Raw genomic sequence first — 22,820 nt, forward strand, 5'->3', positions numbered from 1 at the left:
TCTGAATCCGTTCATTCGGTTCCTCGCAGCTTCTTGATCCGAGTGGGGGTGAGGGCATCGAGCCGGTCGTAGAACTGATTGATGTACAGAGCTGAAGTCGGTTTGTGGCTGGTCTGATGCATGGCATTCAAGTGCAACATCAGATCGTAGATCTGCCCGTCTACGACGTCCTGCTGGTTCGCGATCGCTTCCCCGCGACGAATCAGCGAAGCGCGATCCGACCCCTCGGCCCGAATCTGGTTCAGGTTCTGTATCGCCGAGTCGACCAGGTCGACCGGGTCTCCGCCCATGGGTGGTCCGGAGGCTCCGAAGGCCCGGTCCAGGCTGACCTGCAGTAGCACGAAGACCGCGTCCAGCTCTTCGGCAAGCTCCGACGCCTGGTACTGCAGCTCCTGCATGGCGCCCTGATGCCGATTGAAGTGCTTTCCGTCCAGCGCTGGATGGGACTCCATGTCGACTTGCGCGGTAGATAGAGTCGAGGCCGTCGATGACGAGAGAACGCGATTCGACGCCGGTGTCAGCCGCCTCGTCGTCGTCGTCTCCGTCTTCTCGGCAAGCACGGTCTCGCTCCCGTCCTCTCCCTTCAGTACGAGCGTCGTCTTCTTCGTGGTCGTCTCTTCGTGATAGGAGTTGCCCGTGTTGCCCCGAATCGTCCCCCCGGCGCCCACTTCTCCCAATCCGTTTCCCACGCCCCGGTTGAACATGCCGGTCGGGTCGTCGTTGACGACTGGATTGTTTCGAGCGTAGGAATAGCCATTGTAGGCCTGCGCGTCCGTTGCGTCCGGAACCAGGGGATCTACCGAAAGGAAGGTTCCCGAGTGTGGATTCATCCATCTCGCGTTCATGTAGACGAGGCCCACATCCGTCTGACGATCGTGCCCGGCGTAGTAGCGACGGGATCTCTCGACACCGCTCCCGGACGATTCCGCCTCCTCACCAAACGGCTTGTAGGCGACGTGAGACACGCGCTGCCCCGCCGCGTCGATCTCGATCAGACTGCTCCCGATCGCATCGGCCATGATCCATCGATAGATCTCGGTTCCACCCACGTGCGGATTCACGGGTGGTCCGCCCGCCCAGACGCGAACCGGCAACAGCGCGACACCGAACGAGACGCCCATCGAAAGTGCGCCTCGAACCGGTAGAGGGGAGCGGGCCAGCGCTCTCGCCAGCAGTGAAAGCAGCATCATCGCGAGGGCGCACAGCGCGAACTCGAGTGATCTCTGGACTTTCGGGGGCATCTCCCATCCCGGTAGCAGCCCCACCACGCGGACCGCTCCACCCGTGACATGCTTGTACGCGACACGCTGCCCGATCGCGAAGACTTCGATCCAGTACTCCTGCGCGCTGCCAGAAGTGGGCTTCAGACGGAAGTCTGCACCCGCGTATCGGTAGCGTGTGGCTCCCATTTCCTCGCGCCGTTCGCCGTCGCCTCCGTACTTGACGCTCAGACGATCACATCCGCCGGCGACCGACCCCACGCACGTCATGCGACCTCGACCGTCGAAGGTGTAGTGGCTCTCGTTCGCCCCGCGGACCTTCGACTCGAGGTTCCCGGCCGCGTCGTATTCGTATGCCCAGGGTGTCGTGCCCTCCAGTCGCGTTCGGATCGCGTGCGCCGTCTCGTCGCTGGCATAGCCCTGGATCATGCCGGCATGATTCGTGAGGTTCCCCCGGCTGTCGTATCCAAAGGGGTACTCCTCGAGACTCCCGTCCTTGTCTTCGTCATACCGCCAATGAGACAGTCGATTCCGACCGTCGTACCGGTACTCCATCTCGTATGCATGGCTCCCGGACCCTGCGCCGATCGAAGCATCGACTCGCAAGAGATTTCCTGCTGAGTCGTACGCAGGGAGCGTACTGGCGCCATCCGGACCGAGGACGCCGTACACGAACTCGATGTTCTCGTCGGATCCGAGATTCGAGACATGGCCGTCGCTCGCGCGTCGTCCGGAGTTGCCGTCGTAGGTGAAGTTCCGGACGCCGCCTGGAGTGTGCATCGCGGTCGTACGGCCGATCCCGTCGTAGTCGATGTCGGAAACGATCTCGGTCGCCCAGGCAGACGTGCAATCCTCGGTCGTGTCCATGCCGAGGCTGCACACGGCCTCGAGGAGGGGGCCCGAGAAGTCGTAGCCGATGGTCTCGACGATGCCGTCGAGCGCGACGGGATACGAGATTCGAGTGGTGCGACCCATCAGGTCGTACTGGTAGTTGCTGAGCAGCTGCGGCGAGCCCGTTGCGCTGCGAATCTCGATCTCGATTCGACCGAACTCGTCGTAGAAGAACCTCTTGCCGAGATCGCCGTCTCTCACCTCCTCGACCTGAAGGAGGTCGGCGTCATACGTGAAGACCGTGGGCGCCTCGTTCGTGACCGAGATTCGTTCGGGTCGACCGAGGTCGTCGTACTCCGTTGCGACTTCGATATCTCGCGCATCGATGGTCGCTTCCAGCTGGCCGTACGCGTCATAGGAGAGCGTACTGACGCCGGCGTCCGGATCGTCGATCTGCACGATCCGTCCAAGCGTATCGAGGCCGTAGCGGAGCTTCTGATTCGCTTCGGCTCCGAACCGGTAGGGGCCTGTTCCGGTCGTCGCGATCGCGGTCGGGTCGGTGCGCTCGAGGAGCTCGCCGGTCCCGTCGTAGGTGAGCCGCGTGATGTCCGCGTTCTCGCAATCGACGCCGCTGATGTCGGTGAGATTCGGCTGAAGTGCCTGGTTGCATTCCGCGATGTAGACGGGACTCCCACCTGCGAGAAGCTCTTCGCGAAATCCCCCCAAGGCGTTCTTGCGCAGCACTCGATCGACAGACTCGACCGGCGAGGCACCATCGATCGAAAGCGTGTCGGCGCCGTAGTCGGAGACGAGCACGCCGCCGATCGGCGTGTCGATTCGAGTCGTTCGACCGAGCCCATCCCTCGTCCAGACGGTCGAGGTCTTCGAAGGCTCTGAGACGGCATCGCAGCTTTCCAGGATCGAGCTGAAGTCCGCCGATGATCCTGGCGTCACGGCTGGACATGCGAACGGCTCTGTTCGTTCAACCGTCCCGGAAGCCGGACTCGCGGTGACCTGTACTCCGGCCCCTCTGGTCGACGCGGACGACATCGATTCGAGAACGCTCACCGAGAGATAGGTACCCCCGAAGCCGTCGGAGACGGCGATCGACGACACTCCCTCGACACCTCCGGGCTCGGCATAGGCCGTCGTCGCGGTGTACGGAAGATGGATCTCCGCACCCCCGCTTCCGGGTTCGTAGGCGATACCGGACGTCGGGGAATCGACGTAGTGAGTCTGTGAGAGCAGCACGTGTGCGCTGCCGTCCCTCGGAACGAACCACTGATGCGTCGGACGGCCATGCTCGTCGAAGCCCGTCCGGGTATTCGGCACGTCGAGGTAGTCGGACTGCATCGATGCACCCGCCGCAAAGACGGGGTGCGGCGTCGAAGTCGACCAGTTCCCCAGGGCATCCCGAGTGCCCACGATCATGCTCCTCGAGCCGTGTCCTACTGCGCACCCCGCGTCGCCGTCATAGCAGTAGATCGTGGAGCGCCCGAGGCCCGAGGCGCTCTCGTTCTCCTGCTGTCGCGTCTCGAGGAGATTCCCGTTCGCATCGAATCGGTTGTAGGTCCACAGCCATCGGGACGACCCCATTCCGTCACGCGACGCCTCCAACCGCTTCGTGAGGCCGACCTTGTTCCGGGTGTCCGTCCCTGCTTGATCGGCGTACTCGAAATGCGTGTCCGAGAGAAGCGAAGTGTCCGTGCCCTCGTTTCGATAGACGGTGGTTTGCGCCACGCGCCTCATCAGATTCCGCGACACATCCTTTGGCGCCGGAGTCGACACGATTCGGATCGCGCGGCCGGGAACGTCCTCTCGGACTTCGGACACGAAGTTGTATCCGTGGGCATCGTCGTAGTCCCATTCGGTGGTCGATACCGAGCCCTGCAACTGCCTCATCACCGAGCCATACTCGTTCGCGCCAGTGGAGCTCTCGGGCCTTCCGATGTAGGCGAGATCGAGCCCGGAGGCCCCCGGCCCCGTCGCCCACCCGCCTTCAACGGAGACCGGGTCCGGCAGTTCCCAGAACGCGTACTCTGCCCTCAGCGGCATGTCTACGGAATCGTGGATCCAGGAGAACGACGGAACACCCACTCGGCCGTGCTTCTGGAAGAAGAGCGTGGTCGACCTGGTCAGATCCGCTCCCGTCTCCTCGACGAGGCGGAACCCCAGGTCGTTCTTCGTCTCGAGACACCGCCGTGGATGACCGTAGGCGAAGGCCGTTTCGGCTGGCTCGATACTCGGGCCCGTCACGATCCGTCGCGCGAGTACGGACTTGTTGGGCCAGTGCACGACGTCGTTCACGCTCGGCCATACGGGGTCCGGTCCGGGTGGCTCCGCCAGGCCGTCGTTGGAAGCGTCGCCGTCGTCGCTCGCCCAGGTCGCGTGCCAGAGAGCGGTCGATTCACGCGTACCGTCGCGCTGCTGGATCAGGCTCGCGTACTCGAACTCGACGACCACCCCACGACCGTTGTCGTAGGAGCGCAGCAGATCGGTTCGATCTCCGCCCGTGGTGGAGACGTACGAGTTCTGATCGTCCCTCCAGTCGGAAAAGGTCCTCTCGGAGGCAATGAAATCGACGATCCCGTCGCCGTTGAAATCGGTCATCCCGTATCCGGCGGGTTTCGGAGAGGACAGGTCGTTGTCGGTTCCACGAATGAGCAGCCCGCCGCTCGGTTTGTACTTGAACGCGGAATCCTTGACCCACACCGAGCCGGACTTCCCCGGGTTATGGAGATAGACGTACTCGATATCCTCCGTGAACGATTGGTGGTTCTCGCCCAACATGTCGACCCACCCGTCTCCATTGAGATCGACGAACTGAACTTTTCGATTCGGCGGAATGACGGAGACGGAGGCGCGACCTGCCGGGCTATCGCCCACGACGACTTCCATGAAGTCGGCGAACTTCTCAGGACTCTCGTACCGAGAGGCCTGATCTGCGCACGTGGCCACGCCATCGACGGCCGAGCTGGAACACCAGGCGCCATGCCGAGAAGCCGCGGCGGCGTAGTCTCCGGCGAAACCGCGATTCAGGAAGACGCCCCCTGCGCGACTGAACTCATCCAGCAGTGCGCCGCCCGGGCTGAAGATCATGTCGGGCAAGCCGTCCCGGTTGAAGTCTGCGAACCGCACGCCCTTGTCGACGTTGTGCGTGTTCGCGAACCCCCAGGTTCCCGCTGACGCGTTGGGCACGATGACGGAGCCAGGCACGTCTCCGTCGAACTGGATGACCTGGGCATGTGGATACGGCGGGTCGTAGGCGGGCGCTCGAACCCAATGGGGATCGCCGGATGCTCCGGTGGCCTGTGGGTTCTGGAGGTAGGCCACGCTGACGGGATCTCGTGTCTCGCGAAAGGCTGAAGGAAGACTCGTTCCGATCTTCCAGTAGTTGTTCTGGAAGAGTGCGTCTCGATCCGCCGACTCCGTCACGATCAGGTCCGGATAACCATCACCGTTCAGATCCTGGAAGGTCGGAGCGAGGTCGAACGTTCCGACACAGAAGTCCCAACTGTTCGAGAAGATGCCTTCATGCCATTCCCGATTCCCGCCGAAGCCGAGATTCAGGCAAGCACTCATCGCCCCCCGGTTCTCATCGAGCTGTCGGTAGCTTTGATCTTTCAGCACCTCCCGGTGGAACATGTCCGCACTCTCGAGCGCGATGATCCCGAAATCGGGCAACGAGTCGGCGATGACGCCGTCGGACGGGTCTCGACCGTCATCGAGATCCCAGCCCTGTCCGTTGTTGATGAAGACGATCCGTGTTCGCTCGCCCTCGACCCAGTTCGCGGCCGAGGGATCGTCCTCCGTCGGGGAATCGCAGGCGCCGAGGGACATGTGGTAGCCGGACAGGTAGACCGACATGACCAGGTCGGAGAGCCCATCGGCATTGAGGTCGGTGAAATAGAACTGCGGCCATGGCCGGATCTCGCTGTAGGCTGGCTCGTCCCAGGGCGGCGGCTGCGGATACCCGAAGTTCGACTGCCACTCCGTCGGATGATGACTTCGCTGGCTCGTCGCATCGAAGTAGGGAGCCTTCGCGGACTGCACGGCCGGGGCGAACTGGACGGAGCCTGCGGCTTCGACGAACTCGACCTCCGGGCTCGATTCACCCGGCATCAGGCATGTCCCGAAGATCGGGATCGGCCCATCGTCCCAGCCTTGCCGATAGATCTGAGTATTCTCGACCTGACGGACTCGATGACGAGGGAGATCGAAGCGAAGCGAGGTCAACCTCTCGGTCCACTCCGCGGACTCGTTCATGGGCCCGGTCGGATGATTCGGATCCGCCGTATTCGACCACTCCGGCCGGTCGAAGCCCGTGGTTCCGTTGTTGATGAAGACCTGTGGACTCGCCTGGTAGTTGACTGTGATGTTCCAGACTGACGCCAGAATGGGCGGATCATCGAGGGGATCCTGCGCGGAGGCAGCGGGGAGATCCGCGATCAGGTCCGGCAATCCATCCCCGTTGACATCGGCCACCTGCATGTTCTCGCCCGAAGCGAAGAACCCGCCACTTCCGAAGTTGGATTCGTAGGGGAACCAAGGAGGCTGTCCATCGTACGCGTCGAGCGTACCCTGAGGCTCCCACCGTTCGGTACGCGATACCTCACCTTGGTCCGTGTACTCGAAGGTCGCCGCCGGTAGAGAGGCGCAGTCGCCGGGAGTCGGGACCGGGTGTGCGCCTGGGTCGCAATCCGTGCCGAATCGCTGGATCGAGACGAGACGCGACTGCGTCGTGTCGATGGCCGTCTCGTATCCGAGCATCAGGCGGTGGTGGACCGCGCCGTTCACGAGAACTCGAATCTCGCGAAGCCTGCTCGTCTGCACGCGCTCGACTCCCCCAGCGAAGCTGTAGGTGGGATCGGGCCGCGTGGTCTCGTAGATGAACCTGACGAGTCGAGTATTGCCTGCGTAGCTGACGGTATGCAGAGCACGGACACCCTGGTTGCCGCTCCCGCCGTTCGTGTACGTGTAGCTGATTCGATTGCCGAACACGTCGGTGACGCTCGACAGATACCACTCGGCGGTGCCGCCCGGACCCCGCACCTGCGCGGAGAGGCCCTCACCGAACTCTTGAATCAGCCCGTCGGGAGACGTGACGACCCAGCCACCGGGCGCCAGCGAGGAATGCTCGATCTTCTGAAACGACTCCGTCAGCGTGTGATAGCTGCCATCGGCGTCTGGACCGACGAGCAGCTGCCCGGACAGCTCGTACCGAGGACAGCTCGAGTAGTCGGGGACGCCGAACCGCGTTGAGCAGGAGATCATCGGAATCGGCAGGCTCCACCCGATTCCGAGGATCCCGTTCCCTCCATCGCTCGAGTAGGAAAGCGCGAGCGACGGTTGATGACCATTGGTGCCGGGCGGCAGATCGATCGGGATGGACAGGACACTCGCTCCGGTCGATTCCGAGGCGTCGCCCGACACCACGGACAAGTCGACGTTCGGTTCGCCGATCGTCCCGTTGTCCGCCGTCTGGCCATGCGAGATCGCGAAGGATGGGCGTGGAGCCAGGCTCACGAGCTGGACTGCGGCGAGCGCGAGGAGGCCGAGTCGCACTCGGTCCGGAACGAACGACGGGGAGGTGACCGTCCTCGCCCTCCGTCTTCGCTGGCAATTGAGGAGGAGACGAATCGCGGATCGCATAGCCTGTCCTTGCACGCCGCGCGACGCCGAGGCTACGTCACGCTTCTCACACGTTGGGCAACCAACATGCGACTTCCGACGTTCAGAAGCAGGTCAAGTCGCACATCTCCGGGTGGAGTGTCGATCGAGTCACATGTGTGCAGGACGGTTCTCTTCGCTCGTTGATCATGGCGCGAGCTCTTTCGCGTTGCTGGCCGTGCTTGGTCTCCCCGTCGGAGCCCTGCACTGGGATTCGAGCGCCGGTAGCCTCGCCCTCTCCCTCGCCGGGCTGTTCATCGCGATGGATCGGATTCGTTCCCGTCCGGGGCTCGTGTCCGCTCTCGCCGCAGGAGGCGCCTTCGCGATCGGCTACGGGGCGGGTAGCGCAACCTGGGTCCCGGGCGCGCTCGATTCGCTGGGCGCAACGCGGCTCGAGAGCTGGATCGGCTACGTCGCGGCGATCACGTGGGCAAGCCTCCCCCACGGACTCGCGTGCTCAGCGGCGCTCTGGATCTGCTCGTCGGGATCGAAGCCCCTGGCGCCGCTACGGGCGGCGGTCGGCGTCGCTCTGTGCGAGCACCTTGTCCTTTCGATCCCGGGCTCGGTCCCCTGGACGCTGTGGGGGTACGCCGTGTCGGGTGCGCCGGGTCTCTCGCAGCTGGCCGTCGTCGGCGGAGTTCCAACGATCTCCGGCGTGCTGGTCGCGGCGGGACTCGCCTCGTCGAATGCGCTTCGGGGCACGACGTCGGCTGCAGACAGGCGACTCGACATCGCGATCCTCGCCGCGGTGACGAGCATCGCCCTCGCCGCCGACGAGGTGGCCCGGGCGATTCACGAGCGCGCCGAGTCGACCGGGCTCCCGATCACTTTCGTGGCGATCCAGCCGAACGCGCCACGCACCGAGCGTCTGAATCCGCGACTCCTGGAACCCAACCTCGACAGACTCTTTCGTTTCGCCACGAACGAGCGGAATCGCACAGCGGCCGGCGAGCCACCCATCCTCGTCCTACCCGAGAACGCGGTCGTGCTCGAGCGCTCCCTCTCGACGGCCGTCGATCCGCTGAGTGAGGCGATCGGAGCGATCGGGAGCCCGGCGATTCTTGGACTGGGCCACCCGAGCGGAGAGAGCGATGGGGCGGCATACGCCACCTCAGTGGCCTACTTCGCGCCGGACGGTTCGATGGTGTCCAGCGCTCGCAAGCACGCCGGTGTGCCCATCGTCGAGGCCGAGACATCGCACCCGATCGGCCGCCTGATCAGCCGGCTGATCGGAAAGGCGGGCGCCGGACCTCGGATCGTGGAGGACGACTCGCTCTCACCCCTCGCTGGCGACAGCGGAGCCGCCGTCGCGCTGTGCTTCGAGGTGCTCTTTCCGAGGATCGTGTCGGCCCGGCGTCCGACCGATGCTCGCTTGATCGCGAACCTCGCCGACGACTCCTGGGTCGAGAGCGAATCGGCTACGCGGCAGCTGTCGACCATTGCCAGCTTCCGCGCGATCGAGGAACGACTCCCCGTGCTGCGGGTCGCTCATGGAGGGTTGACCATCGTCTACGGCCGATTCGGACAGCCGATCGAGGAACTCCCGCTCGACGAGTTCGGAGCGTTCTCTTTCGAGGCCCCGGCTCGCAAAGACCTCCGAAACGTCGAACGCGCTGCCCAGCTCCTTCTCGCGTTCGGCTCGGGGTTGCTCGTATGGTCGATCCATCCGGTCACGGCAGCATGCATGCGTGCCGGACGAAACCCGGCAGAGCGGCACGCTGATCGATGAAGGCGCGTGCCTCGCGTCCGCAGAAGCCCGGTCTCCGCGGTGCTCAGCCGATCCCTTGATCCGCACCGGGGACTCGAGTGGCAACCGCCGAATGGCTCCTTGGCCGTCGGCGCCGAGCCCCGAACGCCAGTCCAACGAGCCCCACCGCGAGGGCCGAGAGCAGCCCCGGCTCCGGCACCGGGCAGATGCACACCCCGTCCACCTCGATCATCCAGGCCGAGGGCGCGCAGACGTATTCCCCTTTCACGGCACCGAAACCCGGCTGGCTCTTCCACTGCACGCGTTCGCCGGTGAAGACCACGTCGCCTTCGAAGACGGCCGAGTTGTGGATGATGCGATCGCTGTCGGGGATCTGTACGTCGGGCAGAATCGGCTGGCCGTTTCCGCGCCACCAGCTCTCCGCCTCGAACGGCATGATGCACGTCGTCGACTTGTCCAGGGCGCCGCGATCACCGAACCCATGCGGCAGGGTCGTCGGACTCGGTGAGCGGAAGCCCGTCGGGCCCATTCCGCAATCGTAGAAGGGTCCGCCGGTCGCGGTCGGCGGCGGGCTCGGAATGGCAGGCTTCACAGGGCATCCAGACATCAGATCATCCTCAACACGGGTACTGTCGAAGTCGGCCCAGACGCTCTTCGTCTGTGTGACGTTCGTGCAGTCGCCCACGAGCAGCAGTACGGAAGCGCCCACCTTAGAACCGAGCCTCTCCTTTTCTGTGATGCCGATGACATCGCGTACACGCGGGACCGAGAACTGCGAGTTCAGAGACCTGTCGTCGAGCTCTCCGCCCCGAGCGCGGTCTCGAACTCGATTCCCGATGAGACCAATTGTTCGAGGATCGCCGGGTCTCACTGACGAAGTCGGATCGCAGAACGCCCGCAACGGGAAGCAGCTGTCCGCGATTGGTCCGAGCCCTTCCATCGAAGCGTCGCGCCTTCGCAGGCTGGGCACTCGCTGGAGGGGAGGCGTCCCCACCTCGACCGATCATCGGAGTGGCCGAGACACGGGGGTCGCCTCAGAAGACATCGCGCTGTGGAACGACGCGAGCGTCAAATCTCGAAATCCGAGGAGATTGGATCTCGGGGATCATGCGCTCAGCGCGGAATCCATCCGGTATCGCCCCCGAAGCAAGGGAGTTGGCCCAGCGGGCGAATCGGTTGGGCGATCGAGAGATCCTGCGCGCCCGGCACAACTCGAACGTGCGACCGCTGGCTCCGCAAGCCCACGGGCGAGCTCGCTACGGATCCATCCAGCTGGCTGACTGCGATCGGCCCTTCGAACCGGGCAGCCGTTCGCGTTCCGTCAGAACGCTGCGCCGAAGCGCAGGAAGTGGCATGGGGAGACTCGTCACGGCCGACGCGAGAGCCCCATTCCGACCAACCCGAGGCCGAGGAGCACGGCTGCGGAGGGTTCGGGGCTGAAGATCGGAGCCTCCGCCGCGAGGACGGTCACGGTCCACTCGTCGTTCTCGAACGGCACCGGGCGCGCGCCCGGACCCAACACCACGAACCCATGATCCCTGACGGATGGGCTCAACGTCGGATCCGGCACTCCGAACGTGAGATCGAACTGCACGTCCTCGAAGACGACGTTGGCCTGGTATCGGAGTCTCACGTGCACGTCGCCGTCGCGGACCGCGAACCCATCGACGCCGGTATCGTTCAGGCCGGAGCCACTCGCCGGCGTGAGCGTGAGTCCCTCGATCGCGAGTACCAGGTTGTTGTTCGGCATCCTCGGATCAGGGTTCTGCCAGAGATAGAAGGGGTGGAGCTCCCGGGGACCGGGTGCCGACCCGATCCCGCCGAAGGACACGTCGCCGATTCGGTCGATATCGAAGAACGACGCTGCCCGCTCACCCCCCATCCACTCCAGCGCACCGACCGAGTGAATCGAGCGATCCGCGTCATGGCCGAACGCCGTGAGCTGCAAACCGTGGATGTCGATCTCGCGTTCGTTTCGCAGCTGCAAGTCGACGGTCAGGATGTCGCCCGCGGAGAGCTCGGTCGTGGAGTCACCGGTCGAGCGCACGTCGACGATGTCGACACCCAGCGCGAAGGCCGAGCTCTCGAGCAGAAGCAGAGGAACGACGACTCGAATCGCGAGCCTCGGCAGGAACCCGCGAAAATCGATCGACACCATAGAGATCCCCTCCTGGCTACTGACTGGTAGCACCTGATCGACAAAGGCCTCGGCCATGAGGTTGACGACCCTTCCATCCTGGATGCCTACGTCTCGAACTCGATCGTGGCGCCCATTCTTCGCTTCCAAGTAGCGCAGAGACCGAAGACGCGTGCGTCCCACTCGCCAATGGAGAGCGGCGGGCTCGGCCAGTACCGCCCGCTCCGACTGTCCGATCTCAACGGAGGAGAAGGCTTCATCGGAGTCCCCAGACGCGAAACGCGTGTCGTCGAGGCGAAGCGGTGGAGGAACCTCGAGGAAGAAGATCATGGCGCGCCCGGCACGACTCGAACGTGCGACCCCTAGCTCCGCAAGCTAGTGCTCTATCCAACTGAGCTACGGGCGCGCAGATCTTCCGGTGATGGCGTTCTCGGCTGGGAGCCGAAGCGGACCGCGGGAGCGGCACCGACCGGGGAGAGCCCCGAGGCCATCGGGAGGCGGATCCTAGCGGTTCCGCAGGCCGGCGCCCAGACCCCGCCCGGAATGCGGCCGATTCGACGGCAAACGCCCGGAATCGGGCGGTTTTCGGCCCGCGCCGACGCCGGGCCGGGGCCTCGATGCCGCCGCCGGCAGGTCGCCGATCAGTCGGGCTGCTTCGCGTAGTTGAAGAGCGGGAAGAACGGGAAGAAGCCGTTCTCGGCCATGTTGATGAAGCCGATCTGGAGGCCGTCGATCTGCTCGGTGATGTTCACGAAGCCGATCTGGAACTTCGACTTCTTCGAGATGTTGAGCGCGCCGAGGTCCGCCACCGTCTCGCCCTTGGCGATCTGGACGATTCCCACGTTGAAGGCGTTGCGCGTGTCGTTGACCATGTTCACCAAGGCGATGTTCGCGCCGCTGTCCTCGCCGGAGTGATAGTTCATGAAGCTCAGGGCGACGGCGCCGTCGGACTTCCCGGTCACGCGACTGATCCCGCCCACGATCGCCACGCCGGTGCGAACCTCGGTCTGGGAGACCGAGAAGAGACCCAGGTCGAAGCCCGAGATCTTCCGGTTCTTGCCCCAGAGAAGCGAGGCACGCATCCCGTTGACGCCTTCGTCGTCGGGGAAGTTCCGGTTGGGGACGCCCAACTGGAAGCCGGCCTCGGCCAGGGCGACTCCCGGCAGGGCCACGGCCAGGAGCAGGGAAACGACGAGCGCGAAGAAGGCGCAGTAGAGAGCGGACTGGCGGATCACGGCGACTCCGACGGGCGCTCGCGGACGGGTTCTCGAGCGCGGATCCGGGGGGACGCGCGCAGATTAGCGAAGCCGCTCGCGTCGGGTTCGATGGAGCGCCGCGAATCCTCCCGTCTTCGGACCCGGGGTCGTTTCCTCCAGACGGCGCACGTGACGCGCGTCACGTACCGTCTGCTCGACGCCGCCAGAACCGCGCGACGCGGCAGGAGAGCCCGATGAGCGACAACGAAGGCTCGATCTCGACCGAGGTGCGCGGGCACCTCTTCCTGATCGGACTGAACCGCCCCGAGAAGTACAACGGCTACACGCCGACGATGGCGAGGCAGCTCGGCGCGGCGATGACCCGCCTCGACGAGGACGACGATCTCTGGGTCGGCGTGATCTTCGGCCACGGCGACCACTTCACGGCGGGCCTCGACCTGCCCAAGTGGACCGGTCGCATGTCCGAGGGCGAGAGTGCTTCGAGCGACGACGACCGGGAAGAGCGGCTCGACGTCGTCGGTCTCGGGCGCGCCTGCCGGAAGCCGATCGTGACCGCCGTCCACGGGATCACCTTCACCTTCGGGATCGAGCTCGCCCTCGGCGGGGACATCGTGATCGCCGCCGACGACGCTCGCTTCTCCCAGCTCGAGCCGAAGCGCGCGATCCACGCGACCGGCGGCGCGACGATCCGCTTCGTCCAGCGCTGCGGCTGGGGGAATGCCATGTACCACCTGCTCACGTCGGACGAGTTCGACGCGACCGAGGCCCACCGGATCGGCCTCGTCCAGGAGGTCGTCCCGGCCGGGCAGCAGCTCGACCGCGCGATCGAGATCGCCGAGCAGATCGCGGCCTGCGCACCGCTCGCCGTCCAGGCGACGAAGGCCTCGTCGCGGCGCTATCTGCTCGAAGGCCACGACGCGGCCGTCGCCGCCCTCGCGCCCGTCCAGAAGGAGCTCCTCGCGAGCGAGGACGCGAAGGAAGGCGTGCAGTCCTTCGTGGAACGTCGGCAGGCGGAGTTCAAGGGACGCTAGGCGGCGCGGTCGTGGGCTCCGAGCTCGCCGAGCGCCCGCAGGCGAAGGCCCAGAGATCGCCGAGCGCCCGCAGGCGAAGGATCAGCCGAATGAGAAGCCTCGCCACCCGTCCTTGATGACGCCTTCGCAGATCTCGCGGTAGACGCCCACGCCCGCCGCGTAGGGCATGAAGACCCGCGGCTTGCCGGGCACGTTCGCCCCGAGGTACCAGGAGCCCGCCTTGGGCATGAGCGTCGCCGAAGCGACCTCGTTCACGTGCGCGACCCAGCCTTCTTCGGCCTCGCCGTTCGCCGCCACGGTCGTCGCCCCCCGCGACTCCATCTCGGCCAGGCAATCCATCACGAGATCGACGTGCTGCTCGATCGAGAGGACCATGTTCGAGAGGACGGAGGGGCTCCCCGGTCCGGTGATCGTGAAGAGGTTCGGGAAGTCCGAGACCATGAAGCCGAGATAGGCGCGCGGGCCGGCCGCCCACTTGTCTGCGAGGGATCCGCCGCCCACGCCGCGAACGTCGATCTTCGCGAGCGCGCCGGTCATCGCGTCGAAGCCCGTCGCGAGCACCAGCGAATCGAGCTCGACCGTCTCCGCCGCGGCGCCGCCGAGCTGGATCCCGGTCGCGGTGATCCGTTCGATCGGGGACTGCTGGAGGTCGACGAGGCGGACGTTGTCCCGGTTGTAGGTCGCGTAGTAGTCGGTATCGACGCAGAGGCGTTTGGTCCCGATCGGATAGGAGCGCGGGCAGAGCGCCTCCGCGGTCTCTGGGTCTTTCACGATCTCGCGGATCTTGCGGTGGACGAAGTCGGCGACGCGCGCGTTCGCGGCCTCGCTCGTCATCATGTCCTCGGCGACGCGCAGGAACATCGCGCCGCCCATCTGCCAGAAGCGCTCGCACGCAGCATCGAAATCGGCGTCGTCCGGCTCGAGCGCCGACGTCATCAGCGGCTCGAACTCTTTCGGCTCGATGTCGAGGTCGCCGAACCCGGAGGCGAGGCCGAGCTTGTGGAGGCGGCGGTGCTCCCGGTAGTTCCCCTTGAAGCCGGCGACCCAGTCCGGGTCGAGGTCGTGGTTGTGGGCGGGGACGCTGAAATTCGGCGTGCGCTGGAAGACCGTCAGCTGGTCGGCCTGCTCGGCGATCACCGGGATCGACTGGATCGCCGACGAGCCGGTCCCGATCACGCCGACGCGCTCTCCCGAAAAGTCGACGCCCTCGTGGGGCCAGGCGCCCGTGTAGATCGTCGGCCCGCCGAAATCCGCAAGGCCGGGAATCTCCGGAACGAGCGGGACCGAGAGGCATCCGGTCGCCATCACGACCACCGACGCCCGGGCGACGTCGCCGCCGTCGGTGCTCACGGTCCACTCGCGGGTGGCCTCGTCGTAGTGCGCAGTCTCGACTCGGCGCTCGAAGCGGATGTCTCGGCGCAGATCGAAGCGGTCGGCGACGTGACCCAGGTAGCGGAGGATCTCCGGCTGGGTCGCGTAGCGCTCGCTCCACTCCCACTCGTTCTCGAGCTCGGGCGAGAACGAGAAGGAATACGCGAGGCTCTCGGCATCGCAGCGGGCGCCCGGATACCGGTTCCAGTACCAGGTCCCACCGACGTCGTCGCCCGCCTCGTAGACGCGACAGGTCCGGCCCGCCTCGCGGAGGCGGTGGCTCATGTAGAGCCCGGCGAAGCCGGCCCCCACGACGATCGCGTCGAAACGCGCGCCCTCGTCCCTCGCAGCTTCCGCCATGGCTCGCTAGGCCGTCTTCTTCGTCACGACGAGCCAGAGCGCGTGGACCATCCCGGGGAGGCCGCCGAGCAGCGTCAGCACGATGTTGAGGAAGAAGTGGAGACTGAGCCCCACCTGCAGGAAGGCCGCCACCGGCGGCAGGAAGATCGCGAGGATGATCTTGACGAGGTCCATGATTGAGGCGCTCCTCGATGGCGGCCGATCGCCCGCCGCCGGAGGACGGGGGCGCGACCGATCGCGCCACGATAGCAAGGTCGCGCGAGCGCGATCCGGATCGACAGGGTCTGTCGAGCGCGCTTCCCTCTGACGATGACCGAATCCACCCTGACTCCGGAGCGCGTCAACGAGGCCGTCGCCGCGAGCTGGCGAAGCGCCCCGAACCGCTGCCTCGAGATCTCGCCGACCCACGCCGTCGCGGTCCACGACGTCGATCAGACCACGCTCCGGCCGGGCGAGCTGGTCTCGGGCCCCACGCTCTTCGCGCTCGCGGACCTCGTTCTCTGGCACCTGACCTTCGGCGCGACCGGCCGGATCGAACCGATGGCGCTCACCTCCGATCTGTCCATCCGCTTTCTGCGGCCGGCCCAGGGCCAGCGCGCCTATGCCCGCGCCGATCTCGAGAAGGCGGGGCGGATGATGGTCGTCGGGACCGTGCGGATCTGGATGGACGACGATCCGGACAGGCTCGTCGCGACGGCGCAAGGGACCTACGTTCTTCCCCGCAACGATTGAACCGAACCGCAGCGGCCCCGCCGCGCGCTCACGAGAGGAATCCCCCAATGGCAACCCGCGTCGGCTACATCGGACTCGGAGACATGGGCGGCGCGATGGCCGGCAACCTGGCGCCCAAGGGCTTCGACACCCGCGTCTACGACCTGAACCCCGTCGTCGTCAAGGAAGTCACCGAAACGGGCGCAACCGCCGGCACGAGCTGCCGCGAAATCGGCGCCCACGCCGAGGTGCTCTCGATCTGCGTCCCGGCGGACGCGCACGTGGAAGCGGTGCTCCTCGGCGAGGACGGCGCGCTCCAGGCACTGGCCGAGGGCTCCATCATCCTGATCCACAGCACGGTCCAGCCCGATACGATCGAGCGGATGGAGCGGGCGGCGGCGGAGCGGGGCGTGGGACTGATCGACGCCTGCGTGACCGGCGGCCGCGCGGTGGCCGAGGCTGGCGAGCTCACGATGCTATGCGGCGGGAAAGAAGCGCTCGTCGAGCGGGCGCGCCCGGTCCTCGAGGCCTACGGCAAGACCGTTCTCCACGCCGGCCCGCTCGGATGCGGCGCGAAGCTCAAGCTCGCGGTCAACCTGCTCACTTACGTGAACTGGGCTGCGGTCGCGGAGTCGTACCGGCTCGCCGAAGCGTCCGGGCTCGACCCGAACGTCTTCGTCGAGGCCGTGAAATCGAACGGACAGCTGTCACAGATGCAGCAGCGCTTCGTGTTGAACTGCGCGATGCCCCAGGAAGCCATCGAGTCGGACGACTTCCAGAAATTCATCCGGCTCCAGATGCACACCGCCGAGAAGGATCTCGCCCACGCCCTCGAGCTCGGGCGCAAGAGCGGCATCGCCCTGCCCGCCGCCGGCCTGGTCTCCCAGGAAATGGCGCGGATCTACCGGGTGGTCGACGACGGCCGCCGCTAGGCGACCGTCGTCTTCGGATCTTCGCGGCGTACGCGCTCGTTAGCCGAGCGCGCCGTCGTCGCGGAGCTTGGCGATCTCGTCGGCGCTCTTGCCGAGGACGTCGCCGAGCACCTGATCGGTGTTCGCGCCGAGCTCCGGGGCCATCGTCGGACACGGCGGCAACGAGCCGTTCACGTAGACCGGGAGCGGCAGCTGCTCGCAGCCGACCTTGTCCGTCGGGTAGAAGCCCATGCGGTGCTGGAACTGCGGATCGTCGCCGATGTTCGCCGGCGTGTTGAAGGGCGCGATCGTCGTGTTGTACTCGGTCGCGAAGTCGAGCCACTCCTTGCAGGTCTTCGTCATGAAGACCTTCTTGAGCTCGGCCTGCAGCTCCTCGTTGCCGCGCGCGTGGTCGGCGTACTTGCTGCCCGGCCACTTCTCGAAGAGGTCCATGCGGCCCGTGCCCTCGCAGAAGTTCTTCCAGAACGCCTGCTCCGACGCCATGAAGAGGACGTGTCCGTCCTTGGCCTCGTAGGCCTGGTATCGAACGCCTTCCCACATACCGGCGAGACCGGCGGGGCGCCGCACGTAGTCGTCGGAGGGGTTGCCCGTGACCTCGCTCTCGGGGCGGAGGTACGCGCGCTCGGACTCGATCCGGTACCAGTCCATGTACGCCGAGGCGTCGGACTGGGCCATCTCCATCTCGCAGCCCTCGCCCGTCTCGCGGGCCTTGATCACGCCGGCCAGAATCGCGATCGCGCCGACCATCGGTCCCACGTTGATGCCCACGTTCGGCATCGTCGGCGGGATGCGCTTGAAGCCCTTCTCGTCTTCCATCGGCTGGACGATCCCCGACCAGGTGTCGTAGGCGATGCCGTGGCTCGGCATGTCCTTGTAGGGGCCGGTGGCGCCGTAACCGGAGAGCGTCGCGAAGACGATCTTCGGGTTGACCTTCTTGAGGTCCTCGTAGCCGAGACCGAGCTTCGCGAGGGAGCCGGGGCGCATCGCCTCGACGACGACGTCGGCGGTCGCGACGAGATCCTTGTAGAGCTGCTTGCCCTCTTCGCTCTTCAGGTTGAGCGTGATGCTCTTCTTGCCACGGTGGGTGTGGAGGTGGAGGAGCGAGACGCCTTCGACGATCGGCCAGGTCATCTGGCGGATGTAGTCACCCGACGGCGGCTCGACCTTGATCACGTCGGCGCCGAGGTCGGAGAAGAAGGTGGCGACGTGGCCGGGGCCGAGCAGGCTCGACTCGATCACGCGGACGCCGGAGAGGAGGTTCTTGTTGTCGCTCATGGGGGTCGTCTCTCTTTCGATCGGGCTTTCGATCAGGGTCGTTGCGGATGCGCGGCGCCCTGGTTCGGGCCGCGCCGATTAACGGTACGCACCGTATCGTAATTAGGTGGAGCCGGAGCCTACCCGTTCGGCGACGGTTCGGCACCTCTCCCGGTGCCACCCGATTCGATCCCTTCGGGGACGGACAAGGCGCGCCGGTCGACGGGCCCGCGAAGCGCCAGCGCTACTTCCGGCCGCGCTTCTCGCGATAGGCCTTCCAGCGCTCCGCCGCCTCTCGCAGCTCGGGGTTCAGCGCGAAGATGGGCTCCATCTTCGCCCACGCCTCTTCCTTCTTGTACGGAATGAACTCGCGCGGGAAGTGGCCTTCGTGGGGCAGGTAGTCGCGCAGGACGCGGCGGGCGACGGTCGCCTTGTGGACCTCGTCGGCGCCGTCGGCGAGCCCCATCGTCGGGGCGTCCGCGTACATCGACTGGAGCGGCGTCAGGTCCGTCGTCCCGAGCGAGCCGTGGATCTGGAGCGCGTCGAAGGAGATCTCGCGAAGCACCTTCGCCATCGTGAACTTGACCGCGGCGATCTCCGTTCGGCACTCGCGCCCCGAGGTCCGGTCCATCTTCCATGCGGTCTCGAGCACGAAGAGGCGGAGCATCTTCAGCTTCGCGTAGGACTCGGCGATCTTCTCCTGGACCATCTGGTGGTCGGCGATGATCGCGCCGTGGGACTCCCGCGAGAGCGCGCGCTCGCACATCATGTCGAAGGCGAGCGTGCACTGGGCGATCGTGCGCATCGCGTGATGGATCCGCCCGCCCCCGAGCCGACGCTGCGCCAGCACGTGGGCGCCGTTCTCCGGCCCGAGCAGGTGGTCGAGCGGAACGCGGACGTCGCGGTAGAAGATGTGATTGTGGTTGCGGGGCTCGGGCATGATCTCGACGCCCGGCGCGTCGCGGGGCACGACGAACATGCCGTTCGTGCACATCACGAAGAGGATGTCGGCGACGCGCCCCGCCGACGTGAACCACTTCTCGCCGTTGATGACCCACTCGTCGCCGTCCTTGACGGCAGTCGTCTTGAACAGCGTCGGATCCGATCCGCCCTGGGGCTCGGTCATCGAGTAGGCGGAGAACATCTCCTGGGCGAGCAGGGGCTCGAGCCAGCGCTTCTTCTGCTCCTCGGTCCCGTGGGCGGCGAGCATCTCCATGTTGCCCGTATCCGGGGCGGCGGCGCCGAAGAGCTGGGGCGCGGCCGGGTACTTGCCGAGGATCTCGTTCACGAGCGCGAGCTTGAGCTGGCCGAAGCCGGGACCACCGAGCTCCTCGTCGAGGAAGAGCGCCCAGAGCCCCTGGTCCTTCACGTCCTGCTGGAGGTCGCGGACGTAGGCCCGGACGGCCGGGTCGGGGAGGCGCACGGCGTGGGGGAAGATGTGGCCGAGGGGCTCGACCCGCTCCTCACAGAACTGCTGAATCCAGTCGAGCTTCTCCTGAAATTCGGGCTCGGTCGAGAAATCCCATGCCATACTGCTTCCTTTGTCGTCGCGGGGCGGATCGTCGACCCGCGAAGCTACCGCACCCAGCGGGCCCCGCGAATCCGACCCGCCACGACGGGACCGGGGAAGGAAAGCCTGAGATGAGCGCACTGCGCGAAAAGAACGTCCTGATCACCGGCGCAGCCTCGGGCATCGGAAGAGCCCTCGCGAGCGCCGCGCTCGAAGCAGGCGCCCGCGCCACCCTCGTCGACATCGACGAGCGTGCGCTCGCGGAGGTCGCCGCCGGGACCGACGCCACGCGGGTCGCCATGAGCGTCGCGGACGGGGACGCGTGGAAGACGCTCGTCGTGCCCGACGACGGCTGGGACTTCGTCGCGCTGAACGCGGGCGTGATGAGCGCGCCGCGGGACGCCCCCGCGGAGGCCTCGGACTTCATGGCCATCACCGACGACCAATATCGGCGGATCGTCGGCGTGAACCTCGACGGCGTCGCCTTCGGTCTCCGCACGACGCTCCCCCGACTCGCGGAAACCGGAGCGATCGTCGCCACCGCCTCGGTCGCAGGACTCCTCGGCTTCGCGGCCGACCCCGCCTACTCGATGACGAAGCACGGGGTGATCGGACTCGTCCGCTCGGTCTCGGCGCAGCTCGCGATGCAGGGGCGACCCCAGCGTGTCTGCGCGATCTGCCCCGGCGGCGTCCAGACGAACATCGTGCCCGATTTCATGGCGGGCACGATGGACGACGCGGCGATGATGGACCCCGCGGTGATCGCCGCCGAGATCGTCGACCTGTGGACGTCCGGCGAGAACGGCGAGGTCCGCGCGAAGGTCCTCGCGGACCGACCCGCGGAACGCATCGGCGAGCCGCGGGTCGGCGGATTCGACATGGCGGACCTGTGATCCGGCTCCTCGCCTAACGCGGACCGAATCGCTGACCGGCGTCGAGCCGGATCGTGCCGCCGTTCAGCATCGGGTTCTCGATGATCGCCTTCGCGAGGAGTGCGTACTCCCGCGGCTCGCCCATCCGGAGCGGGAACGCGGCCCCCGCGACCAGGGCGTCCTTCATCTCCTGGGGCGCCTGCTGGACGAGGCCCGTATTGAAGAGCGAGGGCGCGATCGCGTTCACGCGGACGCCGATGTTCCCGAGATCCCGCGCGGCGACGAAGCTCATCGCGGCGATCGCGCTCTTGGCGGCGGCGTAGGAGACCTGGCCGATCTGGCCCTCGAAAGCGGCGATCGAGGCCGTGCTGATCACGCAGCCGCGTTCGGCGTCCTCGTTCGGCTCGTTCTTCGCCATCTGCTCTGCGCAGAGCCGGAGGAAGTTGAAGCTCCCGACCGTGTTCAGCTCGAGGGTCTTCGCGAAGTTGTCGAGATCGTGCGGTCCCTTCTTGCTGAAGGTCCGCGCGGGACCGCCGATCTGGCCGCCGGCGAGGTTCACGCCCACGTGGAGCGCCCCGAAGTGACCGACGACGTCTTCGATGGCCGCCCCCACGCCGTCGTAGTCCATGATGTCGATCGCGCGGAAGATCGCGTCGCCGGGAAGCGTCCCCGCCACCTCCTCGCCGGCCGAGCTCGCGAGGTCGAAGATCGCGACGCGCGCGCCCTCTTCCGCGAGGAGCTCCGCCGTCGCGCGGGCCATGCCCGAGGCGCCGCCGACGATGATCGCGACCGAATCCTTGATCTGCATGTCTGCCAGTCCTTTGCGTTGGCCGGGAGGCTCCCGGACGAATCGTTCGTGCGTCGCGTGCGCCTCGGGTCGAGCCGCCCGCCGCGGGTCGCAGCGTCGCCGACCGCGTGTCGCTCTGCAAGCGAGCGCGCCCCCGGCGCAGGACACGGCGGGAGCGCTAGAGCCCCTTCCTCGGGTCGATCGGCTTCGCTGCGGCGCGAACCATGCTGTCCTGGGAGAACGTCGAGACGAGCCGGCCCGCACGATCGAAGACCCGCCCTTCCCCGTAGACGCGACCGCGACCGGTCACCGTCGCCGACTGCCGTACGAGGACGGATTCGCGGAGATCGAAGCGCTCCTGGAAGTGGATCGTGTGCGCGATCACGCCGGTCGAGAGCGTTCGGTGCGCGTCTTCGATCCGGACCGTGTCGGAATGGGGCCTGAGCCCGAGACCGATGATCTCGCCGGGCTGCGACCAGGCCAGGATCGCCTGCTGGGCCGCGACGTGATCGAGCGACTCCGGGTAGCGAAGCCAGAAATCCAGGCGGGGCGTGCCATCGGAAGCCGTGGCCTTCGGATCGACGACCGTCCGCGTCTCGCTCCCGGGAAAGCACTGCGAGACCTCATCCACCGCGAGCGTCCCGGGGTCGGACGTCGGCGGCTCGAGTGCGGGCCCGTGGCGGATCAGATCCGGCTCGTCGCCGCTCAGCAGGAGCAGCCCGCGCGAGAGCAGCCGCTCCCCCTGGTAGGCAGTCACGGTGACGCTCCCGAAGGATCGCCCGGCGTGGGTCGTCTCCGTGCGGAGCGTCAGTGGCTGTTCATAGGTCCCCGTGCGAGAGAAGATCGCCTGGATCGACTTGACCTCGAGCGTCTCGCCGAGTTCCGCGTCCGCGGCCATGATCATCTGCGCGAGGAGCTGACCGCTGAAGACGACGCCCCGCCCTTCAGGATCCTGCTCAGGATGGGGCGCCGCATAGCATCCCTCCCCTTCCTTCTCGAGGCGCAGGACGTTCGGCAGGACATCGCTCATCGGGGTCGGACTCCTCGTTCTCCGGGCAGCGCGAACGGCGCGCGACCCGTCTATGCTAGATCGCTCGGATCGTGACGTCCGGACCCCGGCCGGCCCCGGAGAAGCGAAGCCGCGAGCTACGTGAACGGACAGGTGATCTCGGTGGACGGGGACTCGGGGGGCGATGCGATGAAGTTGCC

Annotated in this window: 15 protein-coding genes and 1 tRNA gene; 5 read left to right on the top strand and 11 right to left on the bottom strand. The window is 66.4% G+C overall.

Annotated features, from left to right (window positions below):
• Nucleotides 1-11 precede the first annotated feature (11 nt).
• Nucleotides 12-7,616, bottom strand: a complete 7,605-nt coding sequence (locus tag NXI30_01415; protein MCR9092851.1) for a hypothetical protein — start codon at nt 7,614-7,616, stop codon at nt 12-14.
• Nucleotides 7,617-7,899: 283 nt separating this feature from the next.
• On the opposite strand from NXI30_01415, the gene NXI30_01420 reads away from it, so the two are divergent.
• Nucleotides 7,900-9,450, top strand: coding sequence for a hypothetical protein (locus NXI30_01420; protein MCR9092852.1), 1,551 nt, complete (start codon nt 7,900-7,902; stop codon nt 9,448-9,450).
• A gap of 43 nt (nt 9,451-9,493) precedes the next feature.
• Here NXI30_01420 and NXI30_01425 read toward each other — a convergent pair whose 3' ends face one another.
• From NXI30_01425 to NXI30_01440, 4 genes are all read right to left on the bottom strand, one after another.
• The gene (locus NXI30_01425; protein MCR9092853.1) at nt 9,494-10,399 is read right to left on the bottom strand and encodes a PEP-CTERM sorting domain-containing protein; all 906 of its coding nucleotides are present in this window, start codon (nt 10,397-10,399) and stop codon (nt 9,494-9,496) included.
• A 396-nt stretch (nt 10,400-10,795) separates the two neighbouring features.
• Nucleotides 10,796-11,587, bottom strand: coding sequence for a PEP-CTERM sorting domain-containing protein (locus tag NXI30_01430; GenBank protein MCR9092854.1), 792 nt, complete (start codon nt 11,585-11,587; stop codon nt 10,796-10,798).
• Between the two features lie 308 nt (nt 11,588-11,895).
• Nucleotides 11,896-11,972 (bottom strand) — tRNA-Arg (locus NXI30_01435).
• A gap of 235 nt (nt 11,973-12,207) precedes the next feature.
• The gene (locus tag NXI30_01440) at nt 12,208-12,801 is read right to left on the bottom strand and encodes a phaC PHA synthase (GenBank protein MCR9092855.1); all 594 of its coding nucleotides are present in this window, start codon (nt 12,799-12,801) and stop codon (nt 12,208-12,210) included.
• Nucleotides 12,802-13,016: 215 nt separating this feature from the next.
• Between NXI30_01440 and NXI30_01445 the strand changes: the two genes are divergently transcribed.
• The gene (locus NXI30_01445; GenBank protein ID MCR9092856.1) at nt 13,017-13,814 is read left to right on the top strand and encodes a crotonase/enoyl-CoA hydratase family protein; all 798 of its coding nucleotides are present in this window, start codon (nt 13,017-13,019) and stop codon (nt 13,812-13,814) included.
• Between the two features lie 81 nt (nt 13,815-13,895).
• Here the strand turns inward: NXI30_01445 and NXI30_01450 are convergent, their stop codons facing one another.
• Both NXI30_01450 and NXI30_01455 read right to left on the bottom strand, forming a co-directional pair.
• A complete protein-coding gene (locus tag NXI30_01450; protein MCR9092857.1) occupies nt 13,896-15,545 on the bottom strand; it encodes an NAD(P)/FAD-dependent oxidoreductase in 1,650 nt (549 codons plus the stop codon).
• Nucleotides 15,546-15,551: 6 nt separating this feature from the next.
• Entirely contained in the window at nt 15,552-15,722 is a 171-nt protein-coding gene (locus tag NXI30_01455; protein ID MCR9092858.1) for a YqaE/Pmp3 family membrane protein, read from the bottom strand.
• Between the two features lie 132 nt (nt 15,723-15,854).
• On the opposite strand from NXI30_01455, the gene NXI30_01460 reads away from it, so the two are divergent.
• Nucleotides 15,855-16,277 carry a PaaI family thioesterase gene (locus NXI30_01460; GenBank protein ID MCR9092859.1) on the top strand — a complete coding sequence of 141 codons (423 nt, stop codon included), beginning with the start codon at nt 15,855-15,857 and terminating at the stop codon, nt 16,275-16,277.
• A gap of 47 nt (nt 16,278-16,324) precedes the next feature.
• Nucleotides 16,325-17,188 (top strand): NAD(P)-dependent oxidoreductase, encoded by an 864-nt coding sequence (locus NXI30_01465; GenBank protein ID MCR9092860.1) that lies wholly within the window; start codon nt 16,325-16,327, stop codon nt 17,186-17,188.
• A 39-nt stretch (nt 17,189-17,227) separates the two neighbouring features.
• On the opposite strand, the gene NXI30_01470 is transcribed toward NXI30_01465, so the two are convergent.
• The gene (locus NXI30_01470) at nt 17,228-18,463 is read right to left on the bottom strand and encodes a CoA transferase (protein ID MCR9092861.1); all 1,236 of its coding nucleotides are present in this window, start codon (nt 18,461-18,463) and stop codon (nt 17,228-17,230) included.
• A gap of 223 nt (nt 18,464-18,686) precedes the next feature.
• The gene (locus NXI30_01475) at nt 18,687-19,973 is read right to left on the bottom strand and encodes an acyl-CoA dehydrogenase family protein (GenBank protein MCR9092862.1); all 1,287 of its coding nucleotides are present in this window, start codon (nt 19,971-19,973) and stop codon (nt 18,687-18,689) included.
• A gap of 110 nt (nt 19,974-20,083) precedes the next feature.
• On the opposite strand from NXI30_01475, the gene NXI30_01480 reads away from it, so the two are divergent.
• Nucleotides 20,084-20,845, top strand: a complete 762-nt coding sequence (locus NXI30_01480; protein ID MCR9092863.1) for an SDR family oxidoreductase — start codon at nt 20,084-20,086, stop codon at nt 20,843-20,845.
• Between the two features lie 13 nt (nt 20,846-20,858).
• Here the strand turns inward: NXI30_01480 and NXI30_01485 are convergent, their stop codons facing one another.
• Both NXI30_01485 and NXI30_01490 read right to left on the bottom strand, forming a co-directional pair.
• Complete coding sequence (locus tag NXI30_01485; GenBank protein MCR9092864.1) at nt 20,859-21,632, bottom strand: SDR family NAD(P)-dependent oxidoreductase; 774 nt, start codon at nt 21,630-21,632, stop codon at nt 20,859-20,861.
• Between the two features lie 157 nt (nt 21,633-21,789).
• The gene (locus NXI30_01490) at nt 21,790-22,641 is read right to left on the bottom strand and encodes a thioesterase family protein (protein ID MCR9092865.1); all 852 of its coding nucleotides are present in this window, start codon (nt 22,639-22,641) and stop codon (nt 21,790-21,792) included.
• Nucleotides 22,642-22,820: the final 179 nt, after the last annotated feature.

This window comes from bacterium (assembly GCA_024742285.1).
Classification (GTDB): Bacteria; Myxococcota_A; UBA9160; order UBA9160; family UBA4427; genus UBA4427.

Excerpts from the sequence above, each read along its gene's own strand:
- NXI30_01480 (MCR9092863.1), top strand. The coding sequence starts at position 20,084 with ATGAGCGCACTGCGCGAAAAGAACGTCCTGATCACCGGCGCAGCCTCG.
- NXI30_01460 (MCR9092859.1), top strand. The coding sequence starts at position 15,855 with ATGACCGAATCCACCCTGACTCCGGAGCGCGTCAACGAGGCCGTCGCC.
- NXI30_01445 (MCR9092856.1), top strand. The coding sequence starts at position 13,017 with ATGAGCGACAACGAAGGCTCGATCTCGACCGAGGTGCGCGGGCACCTC.
- NXI30_01450 (MCR9092857.1), bottom strand. The coding sequence starts at position 15,545 with ATGGCGGAAGCTGCGAGGGACGAGGGCGCGCGTTTCGACGCGATCGTC.
- NXI30_01430 (MCR9092854.1), bottom strand. The coding sequence starts at position 11,587 with ATGGTGTCGATCGATTTTCGCGGGTTCCTGCCGAGGCTCGCGATTCGA.
- NXI30_01470 (MCR9092861.1), bottom strand. The coding sequence starts at position 18,463 with ATGAGCGACAACAAGAACCTCCTCTCCGGCGTCCGCGTGATCGAGTCG.
- NXI30_01485 (MCR9092864.1), bottom strand. The coding sequence starts at position 21,632 with ATGCAGATCAAGGATTCGGTCGCGATCATCGTCGGCGGCGCCTCGGGC.
- NXI30_01490 (MCR9092865.1), bottom strand. The coding sequence starts at position 22,641 with ATGAGCGATGTCCTGCCGAACGTCCTGCGCCTCGAGAAGGAAGGGGAG.
- NXI30_01465 (MCR9092860.1), top strand. The coding sequence starts at position 16,325 with ATGGCAACCCGCGTCGGCTACATCGGACTCGGAGACATGGGCGGCGCG.
- NXI30_01475 (MCR9092862.1), bottom strand. The coding sequence starts at position 19,973 with ATGGCATGGGATTTCTCGACCGAGCCCGAATTTCAGGAGAAGCTCGAC.